This is a genomic window from Microbulbifer donghaiensis, assembly GCF_900129095.1.
GTDB lineage: Bacteria > Pseudomonadota > Gammaproteobacteria > Pseudomonadales > Cellvibrionaceae > Microbulbifer > Microbulbifer donghaiensis.
This window is the reverse complement of sequence record NZ_FQVA01000002.1, coordinates 19991-42126: the sequence shown is the minus strand read 5'-3', so window position 1 is coordinate 42126 and position 22136 is coordinate 19991. Positions and strand designations below refer to the sequence as shown.

The 22136-nt window shown below is 58.7% G+C and carries 17 protein-coding genes; 1 reads left to right on the top strand and 16 read right to left on the bottom strand.

Annotated elements, in window-relative coordinates:
* Positions 1-73: 73 nt before the first annotated feature.
* Positions 74-2611, top strand: a complete 2538-nt coding sequence (locus tag BUC36_RS10550) for a TonB-dependent receptor plug domain-containing protein (RefSeq protein ID WP_073274917.1) — start codon at positions 74-76, stop codon at positions 2609-2611.
* Positions 2612-2854: 243 nt separating this feature from the next.
* Here the strand turns inward: BUC36_RS10550 and BUC36_RS10545 are convergent, their stop codons facing one another.
* From BUC36_RS10545 to BUC36_RS10470, 16 genes are all read right to left on the bottom strand, one after another.
* A complete protein-coding gene (locus BUC36_RS10545; protein ID WP_073274915.1) occupies positions 2855-3313 on the bottom strand; it encodes a hypothetical protein in 459 nt (152 codons plus the stop codon).
* An 87-nt stretch (positions 3314-3400) separates the two neighbouring features.
* On the bottom strand, positions 3401-4936 hold the full coding sequence (locus tag BUC36_RS10540) for an NADH-quinone oxidoreductase subunit N (protein ID WP_073274913.1): 1536 nt from the start codon (positions 4934-4936) through the stop codon (positions 3401-3403).
* On the bottom strand, positions 4933-6534 hold the full coding sequence (gene nuoM, locus BUC36_RS10535; protein WP_084535905.1) for an NADH-quinone oxidoreductase subunit M: 1602 nt from the start codon (positions 6532-6534) through the stop codon (positions 4933-4935). Before nuoM ends, BUC36_RS10540 begins: the two co-directional genes overlap by 4 nt.
* Entirely contained in the window at positions 6531-8369 is a 1839-nt protein-coding gene (nuoL, locus tag BUC36_RS10530) for an NADH-quinone oxidoreductase subunit L (RefSeq protein ID WP_073274911.1), read from the bottom strand. The genes nuoM and nuoL overlap by 4 nt, the downstream gene beginning before the upstream one ends.
* Position 8370: 1 nt before the next feature.
* Positions 8371-8688, bottom strand: coding sequence for an NADH-quinone oxidoreductase subunit NuoK (nuoK, locus tag BUC36_RS10525; RefSeq protein ID WP_143186954.1), 318 nt, complete (start codon positions 8686-8688; stop codon positions 8371-8373).
* Entirely contained in the window at positions 8678-9205 is a 528-nt protein-coding gene (nuoJ, locus tag BUC36_RS10520; RefSeq protein ID WP_073274909.1) for an NADH-quinone oxidoreductase subunit J, read from the bottom strand. The genes nuoK and nuoJ overlap by 11 nt, the downstream gene beginning before the upstream one ends.
* A gap of 4 nt (positions 9206-9209) precedes the next feature.
* Positions 9210-9665, bottom strand: a complete 456-nt coding sequence (locus tag BUC36_RS10515) for an endonuclease domain-containing protein (protein WP_084535903.1) — start codon at positions 9663-9665, stop codon at positions 9210-9212.
* A complete protein-coding gene (gene nuoI / locus BUC36_RS10510) occupies positions 9662-10180 on the bottom strand; it encodes an NADH-quinone oxidoreductase subunit NuoI (RefSeq protein ID WP_200797257.1) in 519 nt (172 codons plus the stop codon). The genes BUC36_RS10515 and nuoI overlap by 4 nt, the downstream gene beginning before the upstream one ends.
* A gap of 40 nt (positions 10181-10220) precedes the next feature.
* The gene (nuoH, locus tag BUC36_RS10505; RefSeq protein ID WP_073274905.1) at positions 10221-11177 is read right to left on the bottom strand and encodes an NADH-quinone oxidoreductase subunit NuoH; all 957 of its coding nucleotides are present in this window, start codon (positions 11175-11177) and stop codon (positions 10221-10223) included.
* On the bottom strand, positions 11174-14017 hold the full coding sequence (gene nuoG / locus BUC36_RS10500) for an NADH-quinone oxidoreductase subunit NuoG (RefSeq protein WP_073274903.1): 2844 nt from the start codon (positions 14015-14017) through the stop codon (positions 11174-11176). Before nuoG ends, nuoH begins: the two co-directional genes overlap by 4 nt.
* 52 nt (positions 14018-14069) lie before the next feature.
* Complete coding sequence (gene nuoF, locus BUC36_RS10495) at positions 14070-15344, bottom strand: NADH-quinone oxidoreductase subunit NuoF (protein ID WP_073274901.1); 1275 nt, start codon at positions 15342-15344, stop codon at positions 14070-14072.
* On the bottom strand, positions 15322-15888 hold the full coding sequence (gene nuoE / locus BUC36_RS10490) for an NADH-quinone oxidoreductase subunit NuoE (RefSeq protein ID WP_084535901.1): 567 nt from the start codon (positions 15886-15888) through the stop codon (positions 15322-15324). The genes nuoF and nuoE overlap by 23 nt, the downstream gene beginning before the upstream one ends.
* A gap of 23 nt (positions 15889-15911) precedes the next feature.
* Positions 15912-17717 carry an NADH-quinone oxidoreductase subunit C/D gene (gene nuoC, locus BUC36_RS10485; RefSeq protein WP_073274899.1) on the bottom strand — a complete coding sequence of 602 codons (1806 nt, stop codon included), beginning with the start codon at positions 17715-17717 and terminating at the stop codon, positions 15912-15914.
* Positions 17718-17802: 85 nt separating this feature from the next.
* Positions 17803-18450: an NADH-quinone oxidoreductase subunit B gene (locus BUC36_RS10480; RefSeq protein ID WP_073274897.1), complete on the bottom strand. Its 648-nt coding sequence runs from the start codon at positions 18448-18450 to the stop codon at positions 17803-17805.
* A gap of 20 nt (positions 18451-18470) precedes the next feature.
* Entirely contained in the window at positions 18471-18899 is a 429-nt protein-coding gene (gene ndhC, locus BUC36_RS10475; protein WP_073274895.1) for an NADH-quinone oxidoreductase subunit A, read from the bottom strand.
* A gap of 378 nt (positions 18900-19277) precedes the next feature.
* On the bottom strand, positions 19278-22052 hold the full coding sequence (locus tag BUC36_RS10470; RefSeq protein ID WP_073274890.1) for a valine--tRNA ligase: 2775 nt from the start codon (positions 22050-22052) through the stop codon (positions 19278-19280).
* Between the last annotated feature and the right edge of the window lie 84 nt (positions 22053-22136).

Genomic DNA, 22136 nt, shown 5'->3' with positions numbered 1-22136 from the left:
TTGCTGTGGGAACCTTCCAGCACGCACGCGCAACACGTGCGCATAACAACGAAAAATTACAAGGGTATTTTCAATGAAAAAAACTACACAGTTCGGAGTTTCGTCGGTCTCGCTGATCGCTCTGGCCGGCGCCCTGGCCGCGCCGGTTCAGGCGCAGTCCGCTGGGGAAAATTTAGTGCTCGAAGAGGTGGTCACTATAGGCTCGAGAACCAAGCCGCGTTCCGTGGGCGATTCCCCGGTTCCGGTGGACGTCATTAATGCAAATGACCTGGCGAAATCCGGCAGCAGTGACATGTTGGACATGCTGAAGAGCTCCGTACCTTCCTTCAATGTGCACGACCAACCCATCAGTGACGCTGCATCTATGATTCGCCCCGTTAATATGCGTGGCCTGTCTTCTGACTCAACCCTGATCCTGCTCAACGGCAAGCGCCGTCATCGCGCCTCTGTGATTGCCTTCCAGGGCGGTGGCCTAAACGATGGTGCCCAGGGTCCCGATATCTCCGTTATTCCCAGCATCGCTCTGAAGCAGGTGGAAGTGCTGCGCGATGGCGCGGCGGCGCAGTATGGTTCAGATGCCATTGCCGGCGTGATGAACTTTGTTCTGAAAGACGATGCCGAAGGTGGTTCGCTCGAGCTGAAAACTGGCGAGTATTTCGAAGGTGACGGCCAGACCACCACCATCGCGGGCAATTACGGCATGGCAATGACAGACTCGGGTTTCCTGAATCTGAGCTTCCAGATGAAAAATGCCGATGACACCTCTCGTTCCGTGCAGCGTGCCGATGCCCAGGCGCTTATCGACGCCGGTAACACCGCAGTAGCTGAGCCGGCACAGATTTGGGGTGCCCCGATTGTTGACGATGACATGACTCTGTTTGCCAACTTCGGCATGGACCTGAAGGATGGCACCGAGATCTATGCCTTTGGTAACTACTCCAACCGCAAGGTCGACGGTGGATTCTACTACCGCAACCCGAACGGTCGTTCAGGAGTTTATACCGACGATGATGGCAACCGCTTAGTTGGTGCACTGGATGGCAATGCCGCCAGCTGCGATGCCTACCGCACCGCGCCGTTGGATGACGGCTCTGACATGGTGGCTTCCGGCCTGACGGCAGACGACAACTGCTTTGTCTTCAATACGATAATTCCCGGCGGATATACCCCGCGTTTCGTTGGCGATATTATCGACACCTCCTTTACAGCTGGTCGTCGCGGAGAGTTCTCCGATGGCTTCATGCAGGGGTGGAACTTTGACCTGAGCGCTTCTGTGGGCCGCAACGAGGCAGTGTTTGGTCTGAACAACACCATCAACCCATCTTTCGGACCCGATAGTAAGCGCAACTTCGACACCGGTTCCTACATTCAGCTGGAGAAGACTCTTAACTTCGATTTGCAAAAGCAATTCGATAACCTGAGTGTTGCCATGGGTGCGGAATGGCGTGATGAGTCGTTCCAGATCATCGCCGGCGAGGGAATGTCCTGGCAGGTAGGTCCGCTGGCCGATCAGGGCTTCAACATTGGTTCACATGGTTTTGCCGGTTTCTCTATTGATTCTGCGGGTACCGCTGAGCGCAGCAACTACGCCATCTATGCAGACCTGGAAAACCAGTTGACGGATAACTTTATGTTGGGCGGCGCATTGCGCTACGAAAATTTCGACAGCTTCGGCGATACCGCCAATTACAAGTTGGTGGCTAACTGGCAGATTACCGACAACCTCGCCTGGCGCGCTTCACACAGCACCGGTTTCCGGGCTCCGACCATGGGCCAGGCGTCCGTTGTTAATACCCAGACCTCGATCGTTGGCGGTCAGCTGACTCAGGCACAGACACTGCCGGCGCCCAAACTGGGTGAGGCCGAGCTGCAGCCGGAAGAGTCCGTTAACTTTGCCACTGGTCTGGTAATGTCTTTTGGTGATCTGGAAGTGACTGCCGATGCCTATTTCATCGAAGTAACCGACCGAATCGCCCTGACCGATAACGCCACGCCTACCGCAGCCCAGCGCTCTGCCATGGCGGCTGCAGGCGTCCCCAACCCGGAATTGATCGGTCAGGTCAACTACTTTGCCAACGACTTCGATACCGAAACTACCGGACTCGACGTGGTGGCAACCTACGGTGCGGAATTGTTCGGTGGTGGCACTGACTTCAGCCTGGCCTATAACTGGACCCAAACCGAAGTTATCGGCGGAGACAACACCTGTGGTGGTAGTTTCGTAAACAACCAGGGTGAGGTCTGTAAAGCGTTGCGCCTGGAGCGCGGGCTGCCAGAACATCGGGCCTCCTTCACCGTATCCCAGAATTGGGACAAGGTGAGCGCCTTTGTTCGCACTAACTTCTACGGCGAATATGTGGGCGTACACGCCGACTGGTTCGGCGAGGAGTTGGGTTCTGAGTTCACGGTAGATTTTGAACTGACCTACGCCGCATCAGACAGCATCGTGCTGACTGCCGGTGCCGCTAATGTGTTTGATGAAATGGGTGGCGAGATTGATGGTTCAATCGTAGGAGACTCTGACAATGTTTTGGGCGGGGTTTACTATGAGACATCGCCCTATGGCATTGGCGGTGGTTTCTATTATCTGAAAGCCGGCTACGAATTCTAAGACAGCGTCCTGTTTTGGCATTCTGAAAAAGCGCTCTGCGGGGCACTAGCGTCCCGCAGTACAGTAGTCACAAAGCGAGTCTCATTTGAGGCTCGCTTTTTTTACGCAGGCTTATAATGTGAAAAGCCTGAAACCTCCCTGATTACATTGTCTTTTTGGCGAAAACATTGTAACCGGTTCGGTTCAGGCTTTTTTTATTCATCCCAAACTGTGGGACAGCAGCGGCTCCTAGCGGGTAGCTTTCTACATGTCCCAAAGCGAGTTGGTCGCCATCGATAGCGTGATTCGCTCCTTGTCCTGAATCTGCTTCAGGTCCTCGAAAACCTCTTTCACTTCTGCGGACTCAATGGCGCCGTAAACGGCTTGGTACAGGTCGGAAAAATACCGGTCCACTTCGCGCCCCATATTGTTGATTTCCTTGATCGTGGGCGGTTCGCTCAGCTCAAGCCTCCTGATAAAGTCCTTGGCGGACTCCTCATGGGTATACTGCAGCCAGGTCTGCATGACCTTGTGCTGGGCCACTTCGCTGTAGTTGGACAGGTTTCTGGCCATGCGCTGCTCGTGCTCAAGCATATGCTTGAGCAGCAACTGTGTTCGCTTGTCTTCGGACTTTTCCAGTAAATCTTTGTACAGGAGCGCCATATCCAGGTGGAATTTTTCCGCGTCCTTGAGAACTTCGAATGCCTGCTTGAAGGTTTTCATAGATTTGCCTCTCGGTATTTTTGTGTCTTTATGTGACGGCGGCAAAACGTAATACGTGTCTCGTCAATCATCATTGCATACGTATGGTTATAGTGCATTTATCCAATTGATCAAGATTTGCGGAAACACTCCAAATAGCAACAGCGCCGCGGTGAGGGAAACCAGTAGAAGCTGGCCGGAGGTCGCGATCTGCACGCCACTGCCCGCAGCCGGGGTGGGCTCTGGGTCCCGCTGCACCATTGTCAACAGCAGCCTCAGGTAATAGAAGAGCCCCAGCGCACTGCCGATGACTACGGCGGCGAGCAGTAACCACATTTGCCCCTGAACTCCAGCCGCAAAAATATAGAACTTGCCGATAAAGCCGATGGTCAACGGGATGCCCGCCAGTGACAGCAACATGGCCGCGAGACAGCACGCCAGCCAGGGGGAGCGCCACAGTAAACCGCGATAATACGCTTGTTGAAAGGGGTCACAGGCGGAATCGTTAATAGGCCGCGCTCCACCGGGCGCCTGGGCCATCGCCGAGTCGGCGATCAGGCCGACTACCGCAAAGGCGCCCAAGGTGGTGATCACGTAGGCCACCAGGTAGTAGATGACCGCTTCACTGCCAAAGGCGCTGTTGCCAATCATGAAGGCGACGATCAGGTAGCCGATATGCGCAATGGAGGAGTAGGCTAGCAGGCGCTTGATATTGTTCTGCAACAGCGCCAGTAAATTGCCGACCAGCATGCTGGCCGCCGCGGTGATTGCAAGCAGGGTGCTCAGGGCCGGCACCGCAAAAAGGTCGGTCTGGGTAAAGAAACGCAGCAGCAGAGCCACCACCGCGCCCTTGCCGACGGTTGCGATCAGGGCCGTTACCGGTGTCGGGGCGCCCTGATAGACGTCGGGTGTCCAGATATGGAAGGGGACCAGTGAGAGCTTGAAGGCCACGGCGATCAACAACAGGGTAAGCCCGGTCAGCAGCAGGGATGGACCCGGCGGAAGTTCGGCCATGGCCGTGGCGATACCGCTGAAGTCCAGTGCACCACTGGCGCCGTAGATCAGCGCAATCCCGAACAGCCCCAGCGCGGTAGAGAGCGCGGATAGCAGCAGGTATTTGACGCTGGACTCCAGCGAATACATCTGGTCCCGCTGCGGCGAGAGATCGCCGGTAACCGCGAATCCCAGCAGCGGATAGAGTGCCAGGCTCATTAATTCCAGTGCGAGGAAAAAGCTGGCGAAATGATTGGCGCAGACAAGTGTCGTTGCGCCGAGCATGACCAGCAACAGCAGAATGTAAAACTCCTCCGGATAGCTGCTGAACTGCTGATTCTGGTGGCAGCGGTGCTTAAGGTAGTTATAACCGAGTATCGCAACAGCGACCGCCGCCAGCAGCAGGAGGAGACAGAAGAACAGCGCGGTGTGATCGATAAGGAGCAGTCCGGTCACGGCGACGGAATCCACTCCGGATGTCAACCGCCCGGCCACCTGAAAACAGGCGAGAATGGCCGCCACCAGGGTGATCAGCGCAGTTGTACTTGCCGCCAGGTGTCCGCGCCAGAAAGACACCTGCAGTAACAGCAGCACAATTCCGCCGCTCAATACCAGCAGCGGCAGAATGGCATGGACTTCCTGTGTACTCATGGCGATTCACCTCCGGTAGGGTTGCTGTCCGGCCAGCCGCCGCGGGCGCTGGTGTATACGGTTGGTGTCGTTTTTTCGGTGCCGTGTGCCTGTTTGGCCGTGTCAATCTGGCCGATCACTGCGGCTACCGAGGGTGCGGCGACATCAAACACTGGCTGCGGACGCAGTCCGAGAATTACCAGCGCGATCGCCAGGGACAGCAGGGCGATGGTCTCCCGCGGATTCAAGTCCATCACACTGTCGTTGTCGGCAGTGTCGGCGTTCCCGTTGCGCGGCTTGCCGAAGAAAGCCCGCTGCATCATCAGTAGTGCATAGAGCGCAGCGCCCACCAGGCCGATGGCGGCAACCACAGTGATCCACTGGCTGCTGCCGAAACTACCGATCAGTACCAGGAACTCGGCGATGAAGTTCCCGAGTCCGGGGAGGCCGAGGGAGGCGACCGCAAAGAACAGGGCGATGGCCGAGAGTTTGGGAAGGCTCGTCCAGAGCCCGCCGAGCTTGGCCATATCGCGGGTGTGCAGGCGGTGTTGCAGGGCTCCGACCAGTGCGAACAGTGCGGCGGTACTGAAACCATGGGCGATCATTTGCATGACGGCGCCCTGTATCGCGATAGTGTTGAGGGCATATAGCCCAAGCAGTACGAAGCCCATATGGCTGACACTGGAATAGGCCACAAGGCGTTTCATATCCTGCTGCGCGAAGGCGAGCACTGCGCCATAGATGACGCTGACAGCGCCGATAGACATGGCGACCGGAGCAAAAGCCACGGACGCCTCGGGAAACAGCGGCAGAGTAAAGCGCAGCAATCCGTAGGCACCGGTTTTCAGCAGTATCGCCGCGAGCAGGATACTGCCGGCGGTGGGCGCTTGTGTATGCGCATCCGGCAGCCAGGTATGTAGCGGCACGGCCGGCAGTTTTACCGCGAAAGCGATAAAGAAACCGAGCATCAGCCAGTAGGCAGTGGTCGGGGCGATCTGTGCCGCCAGCAATTCACGGTAATTGAAGGTGAGCTGGCCGCTGTTGCTGTAGTGCAGGTAGACCAGCGCCACTATCGCCATCAGCATCAGCAGGCTGCTGGCCTGGGTAAAGATAAAAAACTTGATTGCCGCATAGGTGCGCTGTTCATAGCCCCAGACGGCGATCAGGAACAGCATGGGAATCAGCATCACTTCCCAGAAGAAAAAGAACAGGAAGAGATCCATCGCCGAAAACACGCCAATCACGCCGGCCAGGATCCAGAGATAGTTGAAGTAGAAGAAACCGCGGCGGAACTTGATTTCGTTCCAGGTCACTATCAGGCCGAACAGGCCCATCAGCAGCGTCAGTGCCATCATCAGGAAGCCGAGACCATCCACGGCGAGAAAGAAACTGATACCGAAGCGCGGTATCCAGGTCAACTGCAGGCTGTCCCACCAGAGTCCTCCGCTACTCCCGTGCGTAGCTGACGTAAAATCCCCCCAGTAACGCCCGAGCAATGCCGTGGCCAGCATCAGGCAGAGCAGGGTGATCCAGCGGCTGCCGTGATTGAAAAGCCGTTCCGACAGCCAGGCCAGAACACCGCCGACAAACAGTATCGCGATAATCGCCAGGAGTGTCATAGAGCCACCAGTAGCGCGAGAAAGAGAATGGAACCGGCCACCAGGGTCGTCATATACCAGCGCACCTGTCCGTTCTGAGAACTGGTTAGCAGCAGGTTCAACAGCCGGCTGGCGGCGGCGGTGCCCCTGTAGAGGGCATCGACAATGTCGTTGCGGTTAATCCGTGCGAGGAATAAGAATGGCCTGACCAGCAACCGCTCGTACAGCCAGTCGAAACCCCAGCCGCTGAACCAGAAGCGCTCGAGTGCTGAGGGCTCCGCAAGCGGACGGCGCCGGTGAAGGTAGAGCCTCCAGGCGATGGCGAGACCTGCCAGCGGCGTGGCGATTGCCAAGGCTTCCACCCAGAAAGCCGGATGCAGGGGTTGGATCTCGCCGAATACCGCCTGTAGTGGCGGTGCCAGCAGGCCGCCAATCAGCGCCAGCACCGCCAGAACGAGCAGCGGCAGGGTCATGGTGCCGTTATTGGCGTCCTCGCAATGCGCCGACGCGCTGCCCTCGTCGCCAAAGAACACCAGAAACAGCAGGCGAAAGCTGTAGATTCCCGTCACCAATGCGCCCAGCATGCCCGCCAGCCAGATGCCGTTGAAACCGTGGTAGTACTCCCAGGCACTCAGCAGTATCTGATCCTTGCTGTAAAAGCCCGACGTGAATGGCAGGGCCGCGAGACAGGCACAGCCAACGGTGAAACAGAGAAATGTGACGGGGATTTTGCGGCGCAGGCCGCCCATAGCGAAAATATTCTGTTCGTGGTGCAGGCTCAGGATTACGGAGCCGGCGGAAAGGAACAGCAGCGCCTTGAAAAAGGCGTGTGTCATCAGGTGGAAGATGGCTCCGGACCAGGCGCCGACGCCCAGTGCCAGAAACATGTAGCCAATCTGGCTGATGGTAGAGTAGGCGAGTACTCGCTTGATATCGGACTGCACCAGGGCGCTGCAACCGGCCAGCAGGAGGGTCAGGGCGCCTACCACGGCCACTGCGCTCATCGCGGTTTCCGAAAGCGCAAATAGCGGATGCATGCGCGCAATCAGATAAACGCCCGCTGTCACCATGGTAGCGGCATGGATCAGAGCGCTGACCGGGGTCGGACCGGCCATCGCATCCGGCAGCCAGGTCTGAAGCGGCAGCTGGGCAGATTTACCGACGGCGCCGCCGAGCAACAGCAGTGCGGCCAGTGTGATTGTCGAATCATTCGGGGATGCGCTACCGGTGGCAATCAGTAATTCGCGAATATTCAGCGTCGCAAACTCGTTGAAGAGCAGGAAGAGGCCGATCGCCATGGCGGTATCACCGATGCGCGTGACGATAAATGCCTTGCGCGCCGCAGCGCCATTGATCGGATCCTTGTACCAGAAGCCGATCAGCAAATAGCTGCACAGCCCCACGCCTTCCCAACCCAGATAGAGCAACACCAGGTTGTCCGCCAGAACCAGCAGCAACATGGCGCAGACAAACAAATTCAGGTAGGCGAAGTAGCGGCGGTAACCCGGGTCCTTGCGCATATAGCCGGCGGAATAGAGGTGAATCAGAAAGCCCACCCCGGTGACGACAGCCAGCATCACCAGTGTCAGCCAGTCGACATGGAAGTCGAAACCCAGCTGCAGTGTGCCGACGTTGAGCCACTGCCACAGGGAAACCTGTAATACTGCCGAAGGATCCTGGCGGAATATCGTCAGGGCAACGACAGCAGTCAGCAGTGCAGCCAGACCAACGCTGCTGACGCCGATCGCGGCGGAAATACTTTCCGGAAGCTCCCTGCGGCTAAACAGCGGTGCGGCAACGAGGATCAGAAAACCGAGCAGTGGCAGTAGCGGAATCCAGGCTAAAAGTTGCTGCATATCAACCTCTCAGTCCGTTTAATTGGTCGATATCCACCGTGTGGCGGCGCCGGTAGAATTGCAGCACCAGCGCCAGCGCGACGGCCACTTCGGCAGCTGCCAGGGTGATGACGAATACGAACATTACCTGGCCATCGGCACTTCCCCAGTGTGCACCGGCGACGACGAACGCCAGGGCGGCGGCATTGGTGCATATCTCCAGACACATCAGCATGAAAATGATGTTGCGGCGCACCAGCAGCCCTGCCAGGCCAAGGCAGAACAGGATCGCGGCCAGTGCCAGCCCCGAATGCAAATCGGGCATCGACTCAATCGGCATGGTGCACCTCCGCGCGATCAACGTTCTTTTGCCTGGCCAGATGGAAAGCGCCGACGAGTCCGGCCAGCAACAGCATCGATGCCAGTTCCACCGCCAGAATGTAGTGGCTGAACAGGGCGATGCTGACTTCCTTGGGCCCCACATAGTGGGCCGCTGCGGCTGTTTCGGCCGGCCCGGTTGAAAGCAGCATGATCAGCTGTGCCAGAAGTACCGCCGACAGTAGGGCGGGGCCGACCCAGCCGCGCGGTTGCAGCCAGGCCTTTTCCTGGGCAACTGCCGCGTCTCCCTGGTTCAGCATCATGATGACGAAAATCATCAGTACCATGATGGCGCCGGCGTAGACGATTACCTCCAGTGCTGCCGCGAATGGAGCGCCGTACTGGTAAAAGACCACCGCCACTGCGAGGAGGGACACGATCAGATAGAGCAGCGCGTGTACCGCATTGCGGCTGAATATGACCATGGACGTTGAAACTGTCGCGACAGCCGCGGTGAGATAGAAAACCGTTGCGCTCATCAATTTATTCCTCGGCCTGCAGAGAGGGCTCCCCTCTCCCGCTAGCGGGAGAGGGGGCGGGGGAGAGGGCCAGTACCTCGTGCCTGATGAGGTCCAATACAGCTTGAATCTCAGTTAGAACTTGATTGTTCCAGAATCGAAGAATCTGAAACCCTCGGCTTTGCAGCCATAGATCCCGTTGCTGGTCATAGTTTTCCTGGGTTGCATGCTGGCTGCCGTCAAGTTCGATGATTAATTTTGGCTGCAGGCAAACAAAGTCGACTATGTATCGTCCAATGGGCTTCTGGCGCTTAAATTTGAGGCCCATAAATCTGTGTGCGCGCAGGAAGTACCAGAGGCGCTGCTCGGCCTCGGTAGAGTTGCTGCGCAACTGCCGCGCTCGTGCCACTTGCAGTCTGCCCCCTCCCCCGGCCCCTCCCCCGCAAGCGGGAGAGGGGAGCTTTCTTTTATGGTTAATCATAAATTCAGGCTTTTCACGTTGATCGGCTCGGCCTCATTCTGCGCCTCACCTTTATCCTTGCCCGAAATTGCCTTGCCGGCCACGTTGTAAAAACTGTATTCATGATATTTGCCCGGACCGCTGATCAGCAGGTCCTCCTTTTCGTAGACCATGTTCTGCCGGTCGTACTCGCACATTTCAAAATCCGGTGTCAGCTGAATGGCATAGGTGGGGCAGGCCTCCTCGCAGAGGCCACACATAATGCAGCGGGAAAAATTGATGCGAAAAAATTCCGGGCGCCAGCGTCCATCCTCGTCTTCGGTTTTCTGCAGGGAAATACAGTCCGGCGGGCAGGCGACGGCGCAAAGGTTACAGGCAACGCAGCGCTCTTCGCCGTTTGGATCCCGTGTCAGCACGATACGCCCGCGGTAGCGCGGTGCCAGGTATGGCTTTTGTTCCGGGTATTGTACGGTGGCATTGCGAGTGAACAGATGCCTGAAAACCAGCCACATGCTGCGCAGTTGACTCGCGATCATTGGCTCTCTCCTATGCTTTTCATCAGGGACTCTTCGTTGCTCAGCCTATCCACAACAATACCCCGGCGGTTATCAGTAGGTTGAGTAGCGTCAACGGCAACATCACTTTCCAGCCGAACTGCATCAACTGGTCATAGCGGGGGCGGGGCAGTGCGGCGCGAAGCAGGATAAACAGCATCACCAGAAATCCGGTCTTCAGCGAAAACCAGACAATGGGTGGCAACCAGGGGCCCTGCCATCCGCCGAGAAAGAGTGTGGTGATCAGTGCGGATATCAGAATGACGGACAAATACTCGCCGACAAAGAACATGCCGAACTTCATACCGGAATACTCGGTGTGAAAGCCGGCGGTCAGTTCATGCTCCGCTTCCGGCAGGTCGAATGGCAGGCGATGACTCTCGGCGATACCGGCGATAAAAAACACCAGGAAGCCGACGAACTGCGGCACGATAAACCAGACATCTTGCTGGGCCAGTACTATTTCGCGCAGATTGAAACTGCCGGACAGCATCACAACGCCCATCAGGCTGAGGCCCATGAACACTTCATAGGAAACCGTTTGTGCCGCCGCGCGCAGTCCACCCAGCAGGGCGTATTTATTGTTGGACGCGTAGCCACCGAGGATCACGCTGTACACCGCCATGGAAGACATGGCGAGTATGAACAGCAGGCCGATATTCAGGTCGATCACACCGATAGCCGGCGTAACCGGCACGACGGCGAAGGCGAGCAGCATGGTCGCCATCACTACCGTGGGGGCGATGACGAACACCGGGATGTCGGCGAAGCGCGGGACAAAATCCTCCTTGAAGAACAGCTTGATCATGTCAGCGACCACCTGCAGCAGCCCGAAGGGACCTACGCGGTTCGGCCCCGGTCGATCCTGCCAGAAACCCAGCAGGCGGCGCTCCCCCCAGGTAAGTAGCGCGGCGAGGAGCACTGCCCCCATCAGCACACCGACAATATTCAGCAGGATAATCCAAACAGGGGAAGTCATTGGCTATCTCCACTTTCTGTGGCGAGATCAGGCTCAATTCTCTTGAGGCTGGCCCTGCCGGGAAAAGTCGCTGCCAGGCTTTCGAGCGGTGGAATTCCGCTGGGGACACCGATGGTGCCGGCGGGTTGTGTGGCGGAAAGCCGCGCTTCGACCTGGTAGCGCTGCGATTCGCTTTCCAGCTCCAGGCGATCGCCCTCCTGGATGTTGAGATCGGCGGCGTCCAGCGTGTTGATCGCGGCGAACGGCGGCTCGATAACACTGGAGATTGCCGCGGCACGCGCACTCAGTTCATCCGAGCCGAACAGTCGATAAAGCGGCAACATCTGCAGCTGGCTGTCGACGGTCTGGGATTCGGCGGTCTCGTGGAAATGCCACTCGGGAAGCGGCTGCGACTGCCGCCGCAGCGGGATACCGCCGTTCGCCCCTTTGCGGGCGCCGCCGATACCCTGCTGAAATTTCAGGATGGACTGATTGGAATTCCAGCCCGGTGACCAGATATTGGCCTGCAGAGAGCTCAGCCCGGGATTGTGGATGCCTTCCATACTGAAGCTCATCGGCGCATCTGGATCCTGGTGCGGCGGAAGTTCCGCTACCCGATTTTTCGCGCGGATGGCCGTGCGCCCACTGTAGCGGTGGCTCTGCCGTGCCACCTTGAGGCCGTCGATTCGGTAGCCCTCGTCGGGCCCCAGTTCCGCCAGTCCGGCCAGCGGTGAAAACTCCCGGGCGAGCGCTTCGCTCAGGTCCGTACTGTGCTGCCAGCCAGCGACGGTCGAAAGTGCCGCAGATTTATGCGTGCTAAAGCGGACGGCATCGACGAGCCAGCGCCAGCTCTCCTGGATATAGCCGACGCCCTCGTAGACGGCGTAAAAACGCTGGGCCAGGCCATTGTTGTTGACAAATGTACCCTGGGACTCCGGCGTGGCCGCGGCCGGGTAAATCAGGTCGGCGTGCCGCGCGGTCTCGTTCAGCAAGCTATCCAGCAGGATCACTTCATCGGCACGGGACAAAATCGTTTCGACGGTCTCCCTGTTGCCGCGCCGGCAGAGGTCGTTTTCGAGTATCAGTAACGTTGTGGGGGTATTGTCGCGGCTAGATTGCAGGCGGTTCGCCAGTTCTTCCAGGTGGCCCTGGTCCCGTTCGAACAACTGGGCAATTCCGAGACTGTTTACTTCCGGGAAGACCAGGTAAAGCTGGCAGGGGGCCGCGGACCTGTCTGCCAGTGACGTGGCCAGTTTGCCGGCAGCATGGAGTATCTCGGTGGAGCGGCTGCTGCAGCCAGAAATAACCAGCGGTTTTTCGGCGGCCGCCAGAATGTCAGTGACACGCACGGCGAGTTCACGCTCTTCCGTCGGCAACGCAAGGCTGGCCGTGTCGGCACCGCCGATCAGCTGCGCGATGGCCTCGGCAAAGCGCGCGACCTTTTCCGGGGCATCGAACAGCGTGGCGCCGGCGATGTCCGCGAGCCCGGACAACTCGGTCCCGGCAAAGATGATCGGGCTGTAATCGCCACGCAATTGGCGCACCGATGCATCCTGCCACAGCGGGATTTTCAGTTGTTGCGCGTGGGCCTTCTGACGGTTGCGCGCTGCTTGGCGGACGGCCAGAGCGATCCTCGGCGCCGTATTGTCAATGTCCTCACCGAGTATCAATACCGCGTCGGCCGCTTCGATATCGGGGGTGTCGGGCCTGTGGATACGGTCATCGCGCTGGATGTTGTCTAGCAGTTGCACTAGTTCCAGCTCGCGCCGGTCGACGCCGGCGTAGAAATTTTCGCGAGTGACTAGCTTTTGCAGGGCGAAATTGTTTTCCAGCGAGGTGCGTGGGGATCCAATGCCGATGAGCCGGCGCTGGCCTCTCTGTACCGCGTCGATGCGTTCGGCCAGCTGTCGTACTGCCTGTTTGGGCGGGATTTCCACATGCACTTTGTCACCGCTGGTGGCGGTGGAGCCGATGATCTCTTCGCTGCGCGCGGACAGTACTTTCTTGATGCGCGCATCGCTGTTGACGTAGTCATAGCCGAAGCGCCCGCGGTCGCAGAGGAAGTAGCCGTTGATAGCGCGATTGTAGAGGTTGACCACCCGGCGCAGTATGACGTCCTGCCCGTTGCCAGCCTCGCGCGCACCCGGCGCGGTATTGCAGCCCACGGCGCAGTGCTCACAGATGGACGGCGCCGTCTGCAAATCCCATTTGCGCACAAAATGTTCGCTGAAGGTCTTATCGGTAAATACCCCGGTCGGACAGACTTCCACCAGGTTGCCGCTGAAGCCGTTTTCCAGCATGCCGTCCTGCTGGCGCCCAAAATAGACCTGGTTGTTGCGGCCCAGCGGCTGCAGGTCATCGCCGCCGGCGTAGTCGCGGTAGAAGCGCGTACAGCGATAGCAGGCAATACAGCGATTCATTTCGTGATTGATAAACGGGCCCAGGTACTGGTTGCGGTGGGTGCGCTTGGTACCGCGGTAGCGACGGCTGGTGTGCCCGCTCATCTCGGTCATATCCTGCAGGTGGCACTCGCCGCCTTCCTCGCATACCGGGCAGTCGTGGGGATGATTGGTCATCAGATCTTCGATGATGCCACCGCGGAATTCCCGCGCATCTTCCGCGTTGACGCTGTAGATGCCGCCGTCTCTGACTGGCGTCATGCAGCTCATCACCAGCCGGCCACGCTGATCTGCGGCATCCTTGTATTCGATGACGGCGCACTGGCGGCAGGCACCCACGGAGCCCATGGCCGGGTGCCAGCAGAAGTAGGGCAGGTTGATGCCCTGGGCCAGGCAGGCACTGAGCAGGTTCTGGTCTTCGTCTACCTGGTACTGTTCGCCGTCTACGGTGATGGTTGGCATTGGCAGTCCGTTATTTTCTGATTCCGCACATTTGATGCTGCACAGGCAGCCGTTACTGATAAGGACAGCAGCCCTTGCGTATGTGGTCGATAAAATCCTGTTCAAACAATTTGAGGGCGCTCTGTAGTGGTTCGGCAGCACCGGGTGCCAGGGCACAGAAGGTGTTGCCGGGCCCCATGCGCTGGGCCTGCTCGCGCAGCAGGTCCAGGTCTTCCGGCAGGCCCTCGCCGTTTTCTATGCGTTGCAAAATCTTCACTATCCAGGGCAGGCCGTCCCGGCAGGGGGTGCACCAGCCGCAGGATTCGCGGGCGAAGAATTGGGAAAGATTGAGTACCAGCCCCACCGGACAGGTGTGGTCGTCGAGCACGATGATTGTGCCGGTACCCAAACGGCTGCCAGCCCTGCCGATAACGTCGTAGTCCATCGGCAGGTCGAGGTGCTCAGGGCCGAGGAAATCCGTTGAGCCGCCGCCGGGCAGGAAGCCCTTCAGTTGCAGGCCATCCTGCATGCCGCCGGCATGGTGCTCGATGATTTCGCGGACCGGCGTGCCCATCGGCAGTTCCCAGGTGCCGGGATTCCTCACCTTGCCGCTGACCCCGAACAGCTTGCTGCCGGCATCGTCGCCGCGACCGAGGCTGCGGTACCAGTCCGGACCCATCTCGATCAGGTGCGGGATATTGCAAAAGGTCTCCACGTTGTTGACGACGGTAGGCTTGCCCCAGAGGCCGCTGACCTGCGGGAAGGGCGGCTTGGCCCTGGGAACTGCGCGTCGTCCCTCGAGCGCGTTGAGCAATGCCGTCTCCTCGCCGCAGATATAGTTGCCGGCGCTGCGGTGCAGGTAGATATCCAGGCTGTAGTCGCTGCCCAGGATATTCGAACCCAACAGCCCCTGTTCCCTGGCCTCCGCAATCGCCTGTTCGAGCCGCGCTGCGGCCACATGATATTCGCCGCGAATAAAGATGTAGGCGGTGCGTGCCTCTATGGCGTAGGCGGAGATTGCCATGCCCTCAATCAACAGGTGCGGATCGCGCTCCATCAGCAAGCGGTCTTTAAAGGTGCCTGGCTCCATCTCGTCCGCGTTGCATACCAGGTACTTCACAGGCGGACTATTCTTGCCGCGGGGTACAAAGCTCCATTTCAGCCCGGTATTGAAACCGGCTCCGCCGCGTCCCCGCAGGCCACCGTCCTGGACGAGTTTGACAATATCCTCCGGTGCCATGTCCAGCGCCTTGCGCCAGCCGCGATAGCCGCCGTTGTCCTGGTAGCGAACAATATCGGTGGCGTGGTTCTGAGGGCCGATATTTTTAGTCAGCGGATTGGTCAGCATGGCCTTTTTTCTTGTTATCGATAATTTCGTCGATGTCAGACTCGGTAAGGTTGCGGTGCATCTCCTCGCCAATCATCATCACCGGGGCCTTGTCGCAGTCTCCAAGGCATGGGGTTTCCAGCAAGGTGAATAGTCCGTCGCTGGTCGTCTCTCCGGGTTTTATCTGAAGCTTGTCCTGGATTTTTTCCTGCAGCCGGTTGCAGCCCATAATCCAGCAGCTGGCACTCTTGCACAGAAAGATGACTTCCTTGCCAACCGGCTGACGGAAGATCAGTTGAAAGTAGGTGGCGACACTTTCCAGCTGAGCTACGGGAATGTCCAGGTAAGCGGAAACGGCACGCAGGCTCTCATCGGAGATCCAGCCACGGTGTTTCTGCACGATACGCAGGGCTTCAAGACCCACCGATCCCTTGTCTTCGTAATGAGAAAACTCGCGGTCAATTTCCTCTTGTTCCGCCGCGCTCAGGCTGGCCGTAATGTTGCCCTGGCCCGATTTGCTGTGCTCCATTACGTCTATAACTTCCGGTTCGAAAATACTGGACATGTGCGCTTCCTCAAGCCTTCACGTCAACGGTCCACATCTGCCATCACGAAGTCGATGCTGGCGATGATTGCGATCAGGTCTGCCACCAGCAGACCGCACGACATCAGCGGGATCATTTGCAGGTGCGGGAACGACGGCGTGCGAATTCGGGTGCGGTAAGAGGTGGTGCCCCCATCGCTGATAATCTGGTAGCTGTTCAGTCCTTTGGTCGCCTCGATCGGCACGCAGACTTCGCCGGCCGGCATGACAGGCCCCCAGCTGTTGTTGACGAAGTGCTGGATCAGTGTCTCGATGTCCTGCATGGTCTGCGCCTTGCGCGGCGGCGTCGTGAGCGGGTGATCCGACTTGTAGGGCCCAGCGGGCATATTGTCGAGACACTGGCGGATTATGCGCAGGCTCTGGTGAATCTCGTCGACGCGTACGCGACAGCGATCGAAACAGTCGCCGCCGTCGTAGGTGGGAATGTCGAATTCAAACTGATCGTAACCGCTGTATGGCCGCCGCTTGCGCAGGTCCCACTCGAGACCGGTGGCGCGCAGGCCGGGACCGCTGACGCCCCACTCCAGGGCCTCATTGGTGTCGTAGACGCCGATACCGCGGGTGCGCTTCTGCAGCAGTTTGTTCTTGATCACCATGCCGTCGTACTCGCGCAGGCGCGCGGGCATATAGTCGAGAAATTCGCGCACCATTGTGTCCCAGCCCTGGGGCAGGTCCTGGGCCACGCCGCCGATACGGAACCAGGCCGGGTGCATGCGGCCACCGGTAATCGCCTCGACGATGCCAAACAGTTTTTCGCGGTCCACGAACATGTAGAAGACCGGCGACATCTGGCCGACGTCCTGGGCGAAAGTGCCGTAAAAAACCAAGTGGCTGGCGATGCGGAAGAATTCACACATCATCACGCGAATGGTTTGCGCGCGTGGCGGCACCTGGATGCCAGCGAGCTGCTCCAGCGCCAGCACGTAGGGCAGGTTGTTCATGACACCGCCCAGATAGTCGATGCGGTCGGTGTAAGGGATGTAGCTATGCCAGGCCTGGCGCTCGGCCATTTTTTCCGCACCGCGGTGGTGATAGCCGATATCGGGCACGGCGTCGACGATCTGTTCGCCGTCCAACTGCAAGGCTATGCGGAATACACCGTGGACGCTCGGGTGATTCGGTCCCAGATTCAGGAACATGAATTCGGCACTGTCGCTGGCGCGGGCCATGCCCCATTCCTCGGGCTTGAACAACAGGGCCTGCTGTTCCGCCTGCTGTTTCTCCGGGCTCAGCGTAAATGGGTCTACTTCGGTGGCGCGCGCATGGTGATTTTTGCACAGCGGATGTCCCTGCCAGGTTGTGGGCATCATGATGCGGCGGAGATTGGGGTGGCCGACGAACTCGACACCGAACAGGTCCCAGACTTCCCGCTCATACCAGTTGGCATTGGCCCAGACACTGGTCGCCGAGGGGGCGGACAATCGGGATTCCGGCAGCGCGACCTTGATGCGGATAAACAGATCCCGCTCCAGCGACAGCAACTGATAGACGAGGGTGAAATCGCTGGCGGGTTGCTGAGACGGGCCTTTGCCGCGGTTGATCCGCAGGCGCTCGTCGATGGCGCTGAGGTCATAGAGCATCGCAAACGGGCGAGAGATGCTGCTCTTCAGGAAACGCAGCAGCGGCAGGATGGATTGTCCATCGACCCACAGCGTGGGCATGTCGAGGCAGTCCGGCTGTAGCCAGTAGTCGTCCCGCACATACTCCTGCCGCAGATCGGCAATGAAAGCCTCGGCTTCTGCACGGTAAGGCGTTTCTTTGTAAACGCTGGATGCGATCACGCCACTCATAGGATTTCCCGATTTGGCTTTTACACCCTGGTCTTTGTCCCGGGTCTAGGGTTTACCGAGTCGATGACTTGCGAAGACTGGCCCGCTATACGGAGTCCGGTGCGCGCAGTTTTTCTGCCCGCATGCGCTCTTCCCGGTGGATATCACGCTGGCTGGGTTTCGGTACCTGTCGAGCACCCTGCTCATCTACTACCCAGCTCAGCGCCCGGCGATCGGCTGCTACCGATTTCTGTAGCAGTGTCAGGCCCTGCATCAGCGCTTCCGGGCGGGGAGGGCAGCCGGGCACATAGACATCGACTGGCAGGAAGCGGTCGACTCCCTGGACCACGCTGTAGATGTCGTACATGCCGCCAGAATTGGAGCAGGAGCCCATGGAGATCACCCAGCGCGGCTCCATCATCTGCTCGTAGAGTCTTTGCAGCACCGGGGCCATTTTTATGAACACGGTACCGGAGATAACGATAAGGTCTGCTTGGCGCGGTGTGGCACGGATCACTTCAGAGCCGAAGCGGGAGATGTCGTGGCGGCTGGTAAAGGCCGTCGCCATTTCGACATAACAGCAGGAAAGTCCGAAGTTGAATGGCCACAAGGAATTGGCTCGACCCCAGGCCACCAGGTCTTCGAGCTTGGTGAGGAGAATGTTCTTTTTAACTTCCTCGGAAAAAATTTCTTCGTCCGTGCGTATGTCACTCGCTGCAATCAGGTCATTCGCTTTAGTTAACTGCCAGCGCATAGAGATTCCTTATTTATTCTTTATCGATCGTCCCCGGCTTCCATCCGGCTCTTCTGCTTGCCACCCCAGTCCAGTGCGCCGAGACGCCACAGATAAATCAGTCCGACCAGTAGTATCAGTATGAAAATGGTCGCCTCGATAAAGCCGAGCAATCCGGCCTCGCGAAATGCAATTGCCCAGCTGAACAGGTAAATCGCTTCCAGGTCGAAGACGATAAACAGGATGGCTACCAGGTAGTAGGCAACGGATAGGCGCAGGCGTGCGCCGCCCTGGGATACAATGCCGGATTCGTAGGGCTCGTCGGTGGCGGCATCCCGGCGCCGCTGGCCGAGAAAATAGGAAAGTCCCAGCATTAAGCCGATCAATGCCAACACGGCAAGGCCGTAGACAACCAGCGGCCACAGCTGGTGTAGATGGCTGGCCGGGTCGAACTGGGTTGGGTAGTTCAACTTCTCTCTCCCCGATCTGCAGGTGGGCGTTTGCCCGGGTTCATCACTGATACAACGGCGAAAAAAGAAACCTCAGAATTCTGTTTGTATTACAGAACTTTCCCCATTTCGTTGGGAGTGACTGAGACGAATCAGCTTGTTATTTTTGTTCGATGCTGGCGCGAAAATAACTTGCCGCGCGGCACGAAGCGAAGTGTTGCCTGATTTATAAATCTTTGGCGGGGATAGCGCCAGTTGGGCTAAGGAACGATTACTTCTTAGTGTGGGGGTTTTTATGAGAGGTACTTCTGTAATATTTGGCGACACCCGGGATTTTCAACAACAAAAAAGGGGCGCTAGGCCCCTTTTTTACTGACGCGTAGGTAATTATTTACGCCACTACAGCGCGCTGATTTCTTCCAGCTGCTGTTGCAGGCGCGCCTGCGCGTTTTGCATTTCTGCCAGCCTGTCCTTTTCCTTGGCGACCACTTCCGCGGGTGCCTTGTCGACGAACTTGGGATTTTGCAGCTTGCCTGCCACGCGGCCGAGTTCCTTTGTCAACTTGTCGATTTCCTTTTGCAGGCGCGCGGTCTCGGCCTGCACGTCGATCAGGCCGGCCATGGGCACCAGCAGCTCCATGTCGCCGACCAGCGCTGTGGCGGAAGCGGGCGCGTTCTCACCGGTTTCCAGCCAGGTGATGGACTCGAGGCTGGCGAGTTTGACCAGCAGGCTGCGGGCCTGTTCCATCAGCTCTCTGTCGCGAGCCGAGCCGCCGCGGAGAATCAGCGGAATTTTTTTCGCCGGGGAAATATTCATTTCTCCGCGAATATTGCGCACGCCCTCGATCACCTGCTTCAGCCAGGCAATAGCGGCTTCGGCTTCGGTGTCGATCTTGTCCTCGTTCGGCTCCGGATAGGGTTGCAGCATGATGGTGTCGCCCGCTGCACCGGCCAGGCCCTTCACCCGCTGCCAGATTTCCTCCGTGATGAACGGCATCAGCGGATGTGCCAGCCGCAGTACCGTTTCCAGTACGCGGATCAGGGTGCGGCGCGTACCTTTCTTCACCGCGTTGGAGGCGGACTCATCCCACAGTACCGGCTTGGACAGCTCCAGGTACCAGCTGCAGTATTCGGCCCAGATAAAGTCGTAGAGCGCCTGCGAGGCCAGGTCGAAACGGTAGGTGTCCATCGCCTCGCGCACGGTTTTCTCGGTGCGCTGCAGCTGGGAAATGATCCAGCGGTCGGCGAGGGTCAGTTCGAAGTCGCCGCTGCCGTCCTGGCCGCAATCGTGGCCCTCGCAGTTCTGCAGCACATAGCGCGATGCGTTCCAGATTTTGTTGCAGAAGTTGCGGAAGCCCTCGATGCGACCGACATCGAACTTGATGTCGCGGCCGGTGGAGGCCAGCGAGTAATAGGTGTAGCGCAGCGCGTCGGTACCGTAAGCGGCAATGCCTTCCGGGAATTCCTTGCGGGTCTGCTTCTCGATCTTCTCCTGCAGGTGCGGCAGCATCATGCCAGTGGTGCGTTTCTGTACCAGGCTCTCCAGGTCGATACCGTCGATCAGGTCGATCGGGTCCAGAACATTGCCCTTGGACTTGGACATCTTCTGGCCGTGGCTGTCGCGCACCAGACCGTGCACATAGACGGTGTGGAAAGGCACTTCCTTCTTGAAGTAAAGGGTCAGCATCATCATGCGCGCGACCCAGAAGAAGATGATGTCGAAGCCGGTGACCAGCACGGAGGTCGGGTGGAAGGCTTTCAGCTCTTCGGTGTCGGCCGGCCAACCCAGGGTGCCGAAGGTCCACAGGCCGGATGAGAACCAGGTGTCGAGTACGTCGTCGTCCTGGCGCAGGGCGACATCGGCGCCGAGGCCGTGTTTCTCGCGCACCGCCTGTTCGCTGCGGCCGACGTAGACATTGCCCTCGCTGTCGTACCAGGCGGGGATGCGGTGGCCCCACCACAACTGGCGGGAAATACACCAGTCCTGAATGTCGCGCATCCAGGAGAAGTACATGTTCTCGTAATTCTTCGGCACGAAATTGACACTGCCGTCTTCCACCGCCTTGATGGCCTCTTCCGCCAGCGGTTGGGTCTTCACATACCACTGGTCGGTGAGCCAGGGTTCGATGACCACACCGGAGCGGTCGCCGCGGGGCACCTTCAATGTGTGCGGTTCGATTTTTTCCAGCAGGCCGAGTTCGTCCAGGTCGTCGACGATCTGCGAGCGGGCGGCGAAGCGCTCCATACCGCGGTATTTTGCCGGCACCTCGTCGTTCAGGTTGGCGTCTGCGTCGAGAATATTGATGATCTCGAGGTTGTGGCGCTGACCCATGTCATAGTCGTTGAAATCGTGTGCCGGCGTGATCTTCACGCAGCCGGTGCCGAACTCGCGGTCGACATAGTCGTCGCCGATAATCGGGATCTCACGCTCGGCCAGCGGCAGCTTGATGGTCTTGCCGATTAAGTGCTTGTAGCGCTCGTCTTCCGGGTGCACGGCCACGGCGGTATCGCCGAGCATCGTCTCGGGGCGCGTGGTGGCGACCACCAGGTGGCCGCTGCCGTCTGTCAGCGGGTAGCGGAAGTGCCACAGGTGGCCCTGCTCTTCCTCGTTCAGCACTTCCAGGTCGGAAATCGCGGTGTGCAGTTTCGGGTCCCAGTTCACCAGGCGCTTGCCGCGGTAGATAAGGCCGTCCTCGTACAGGCGGATAAAGACTTCCTGCACCGCCTTGTAGAAGCCGTCGTCCATCGTGAAGCGCTCGCGGGACCAGTCCGGGCTGGCGCCGAGACGGCGCAGCTGGCGGGTGATGGTGCCGCCGGACTCCTCCTTCCACTCCCACACCTTGTCGATGAACTTGTCGCGGCCCAGTTCGTGGCGCGACTTGCCTTCGGCTGCCAGCAGCCGCTCAACCACCATCTGGGTGGCAATACCGGCGTGATCGGTGCCGACCTGCCACAGGGTGTTGTCGCCCTGCATGCGGTGGTAGCGGATCAGCGCGTCCATGATGGACTCCTGGAAACCGTGGCCCATGTGCAGGCTGCCGGTGACGTTCGGCGGCGGGATCATGATGCAGTAGGGCTTGGCTTCGGTATCGCCGGAAGGCTTGAAGTAACCGCTCTCCTCCCAGGTCTTGTACCACTGCTGTTCTATGGCGTTGGGCTGGTATGTCTTGTCCATGCGGGTGGGAAACCTTGTGTTAACTGACTGCAGGCGCGCAATGTGGGCTCAGAATAGTCTGGCAAACAGTCTGGCCGCGCCAAA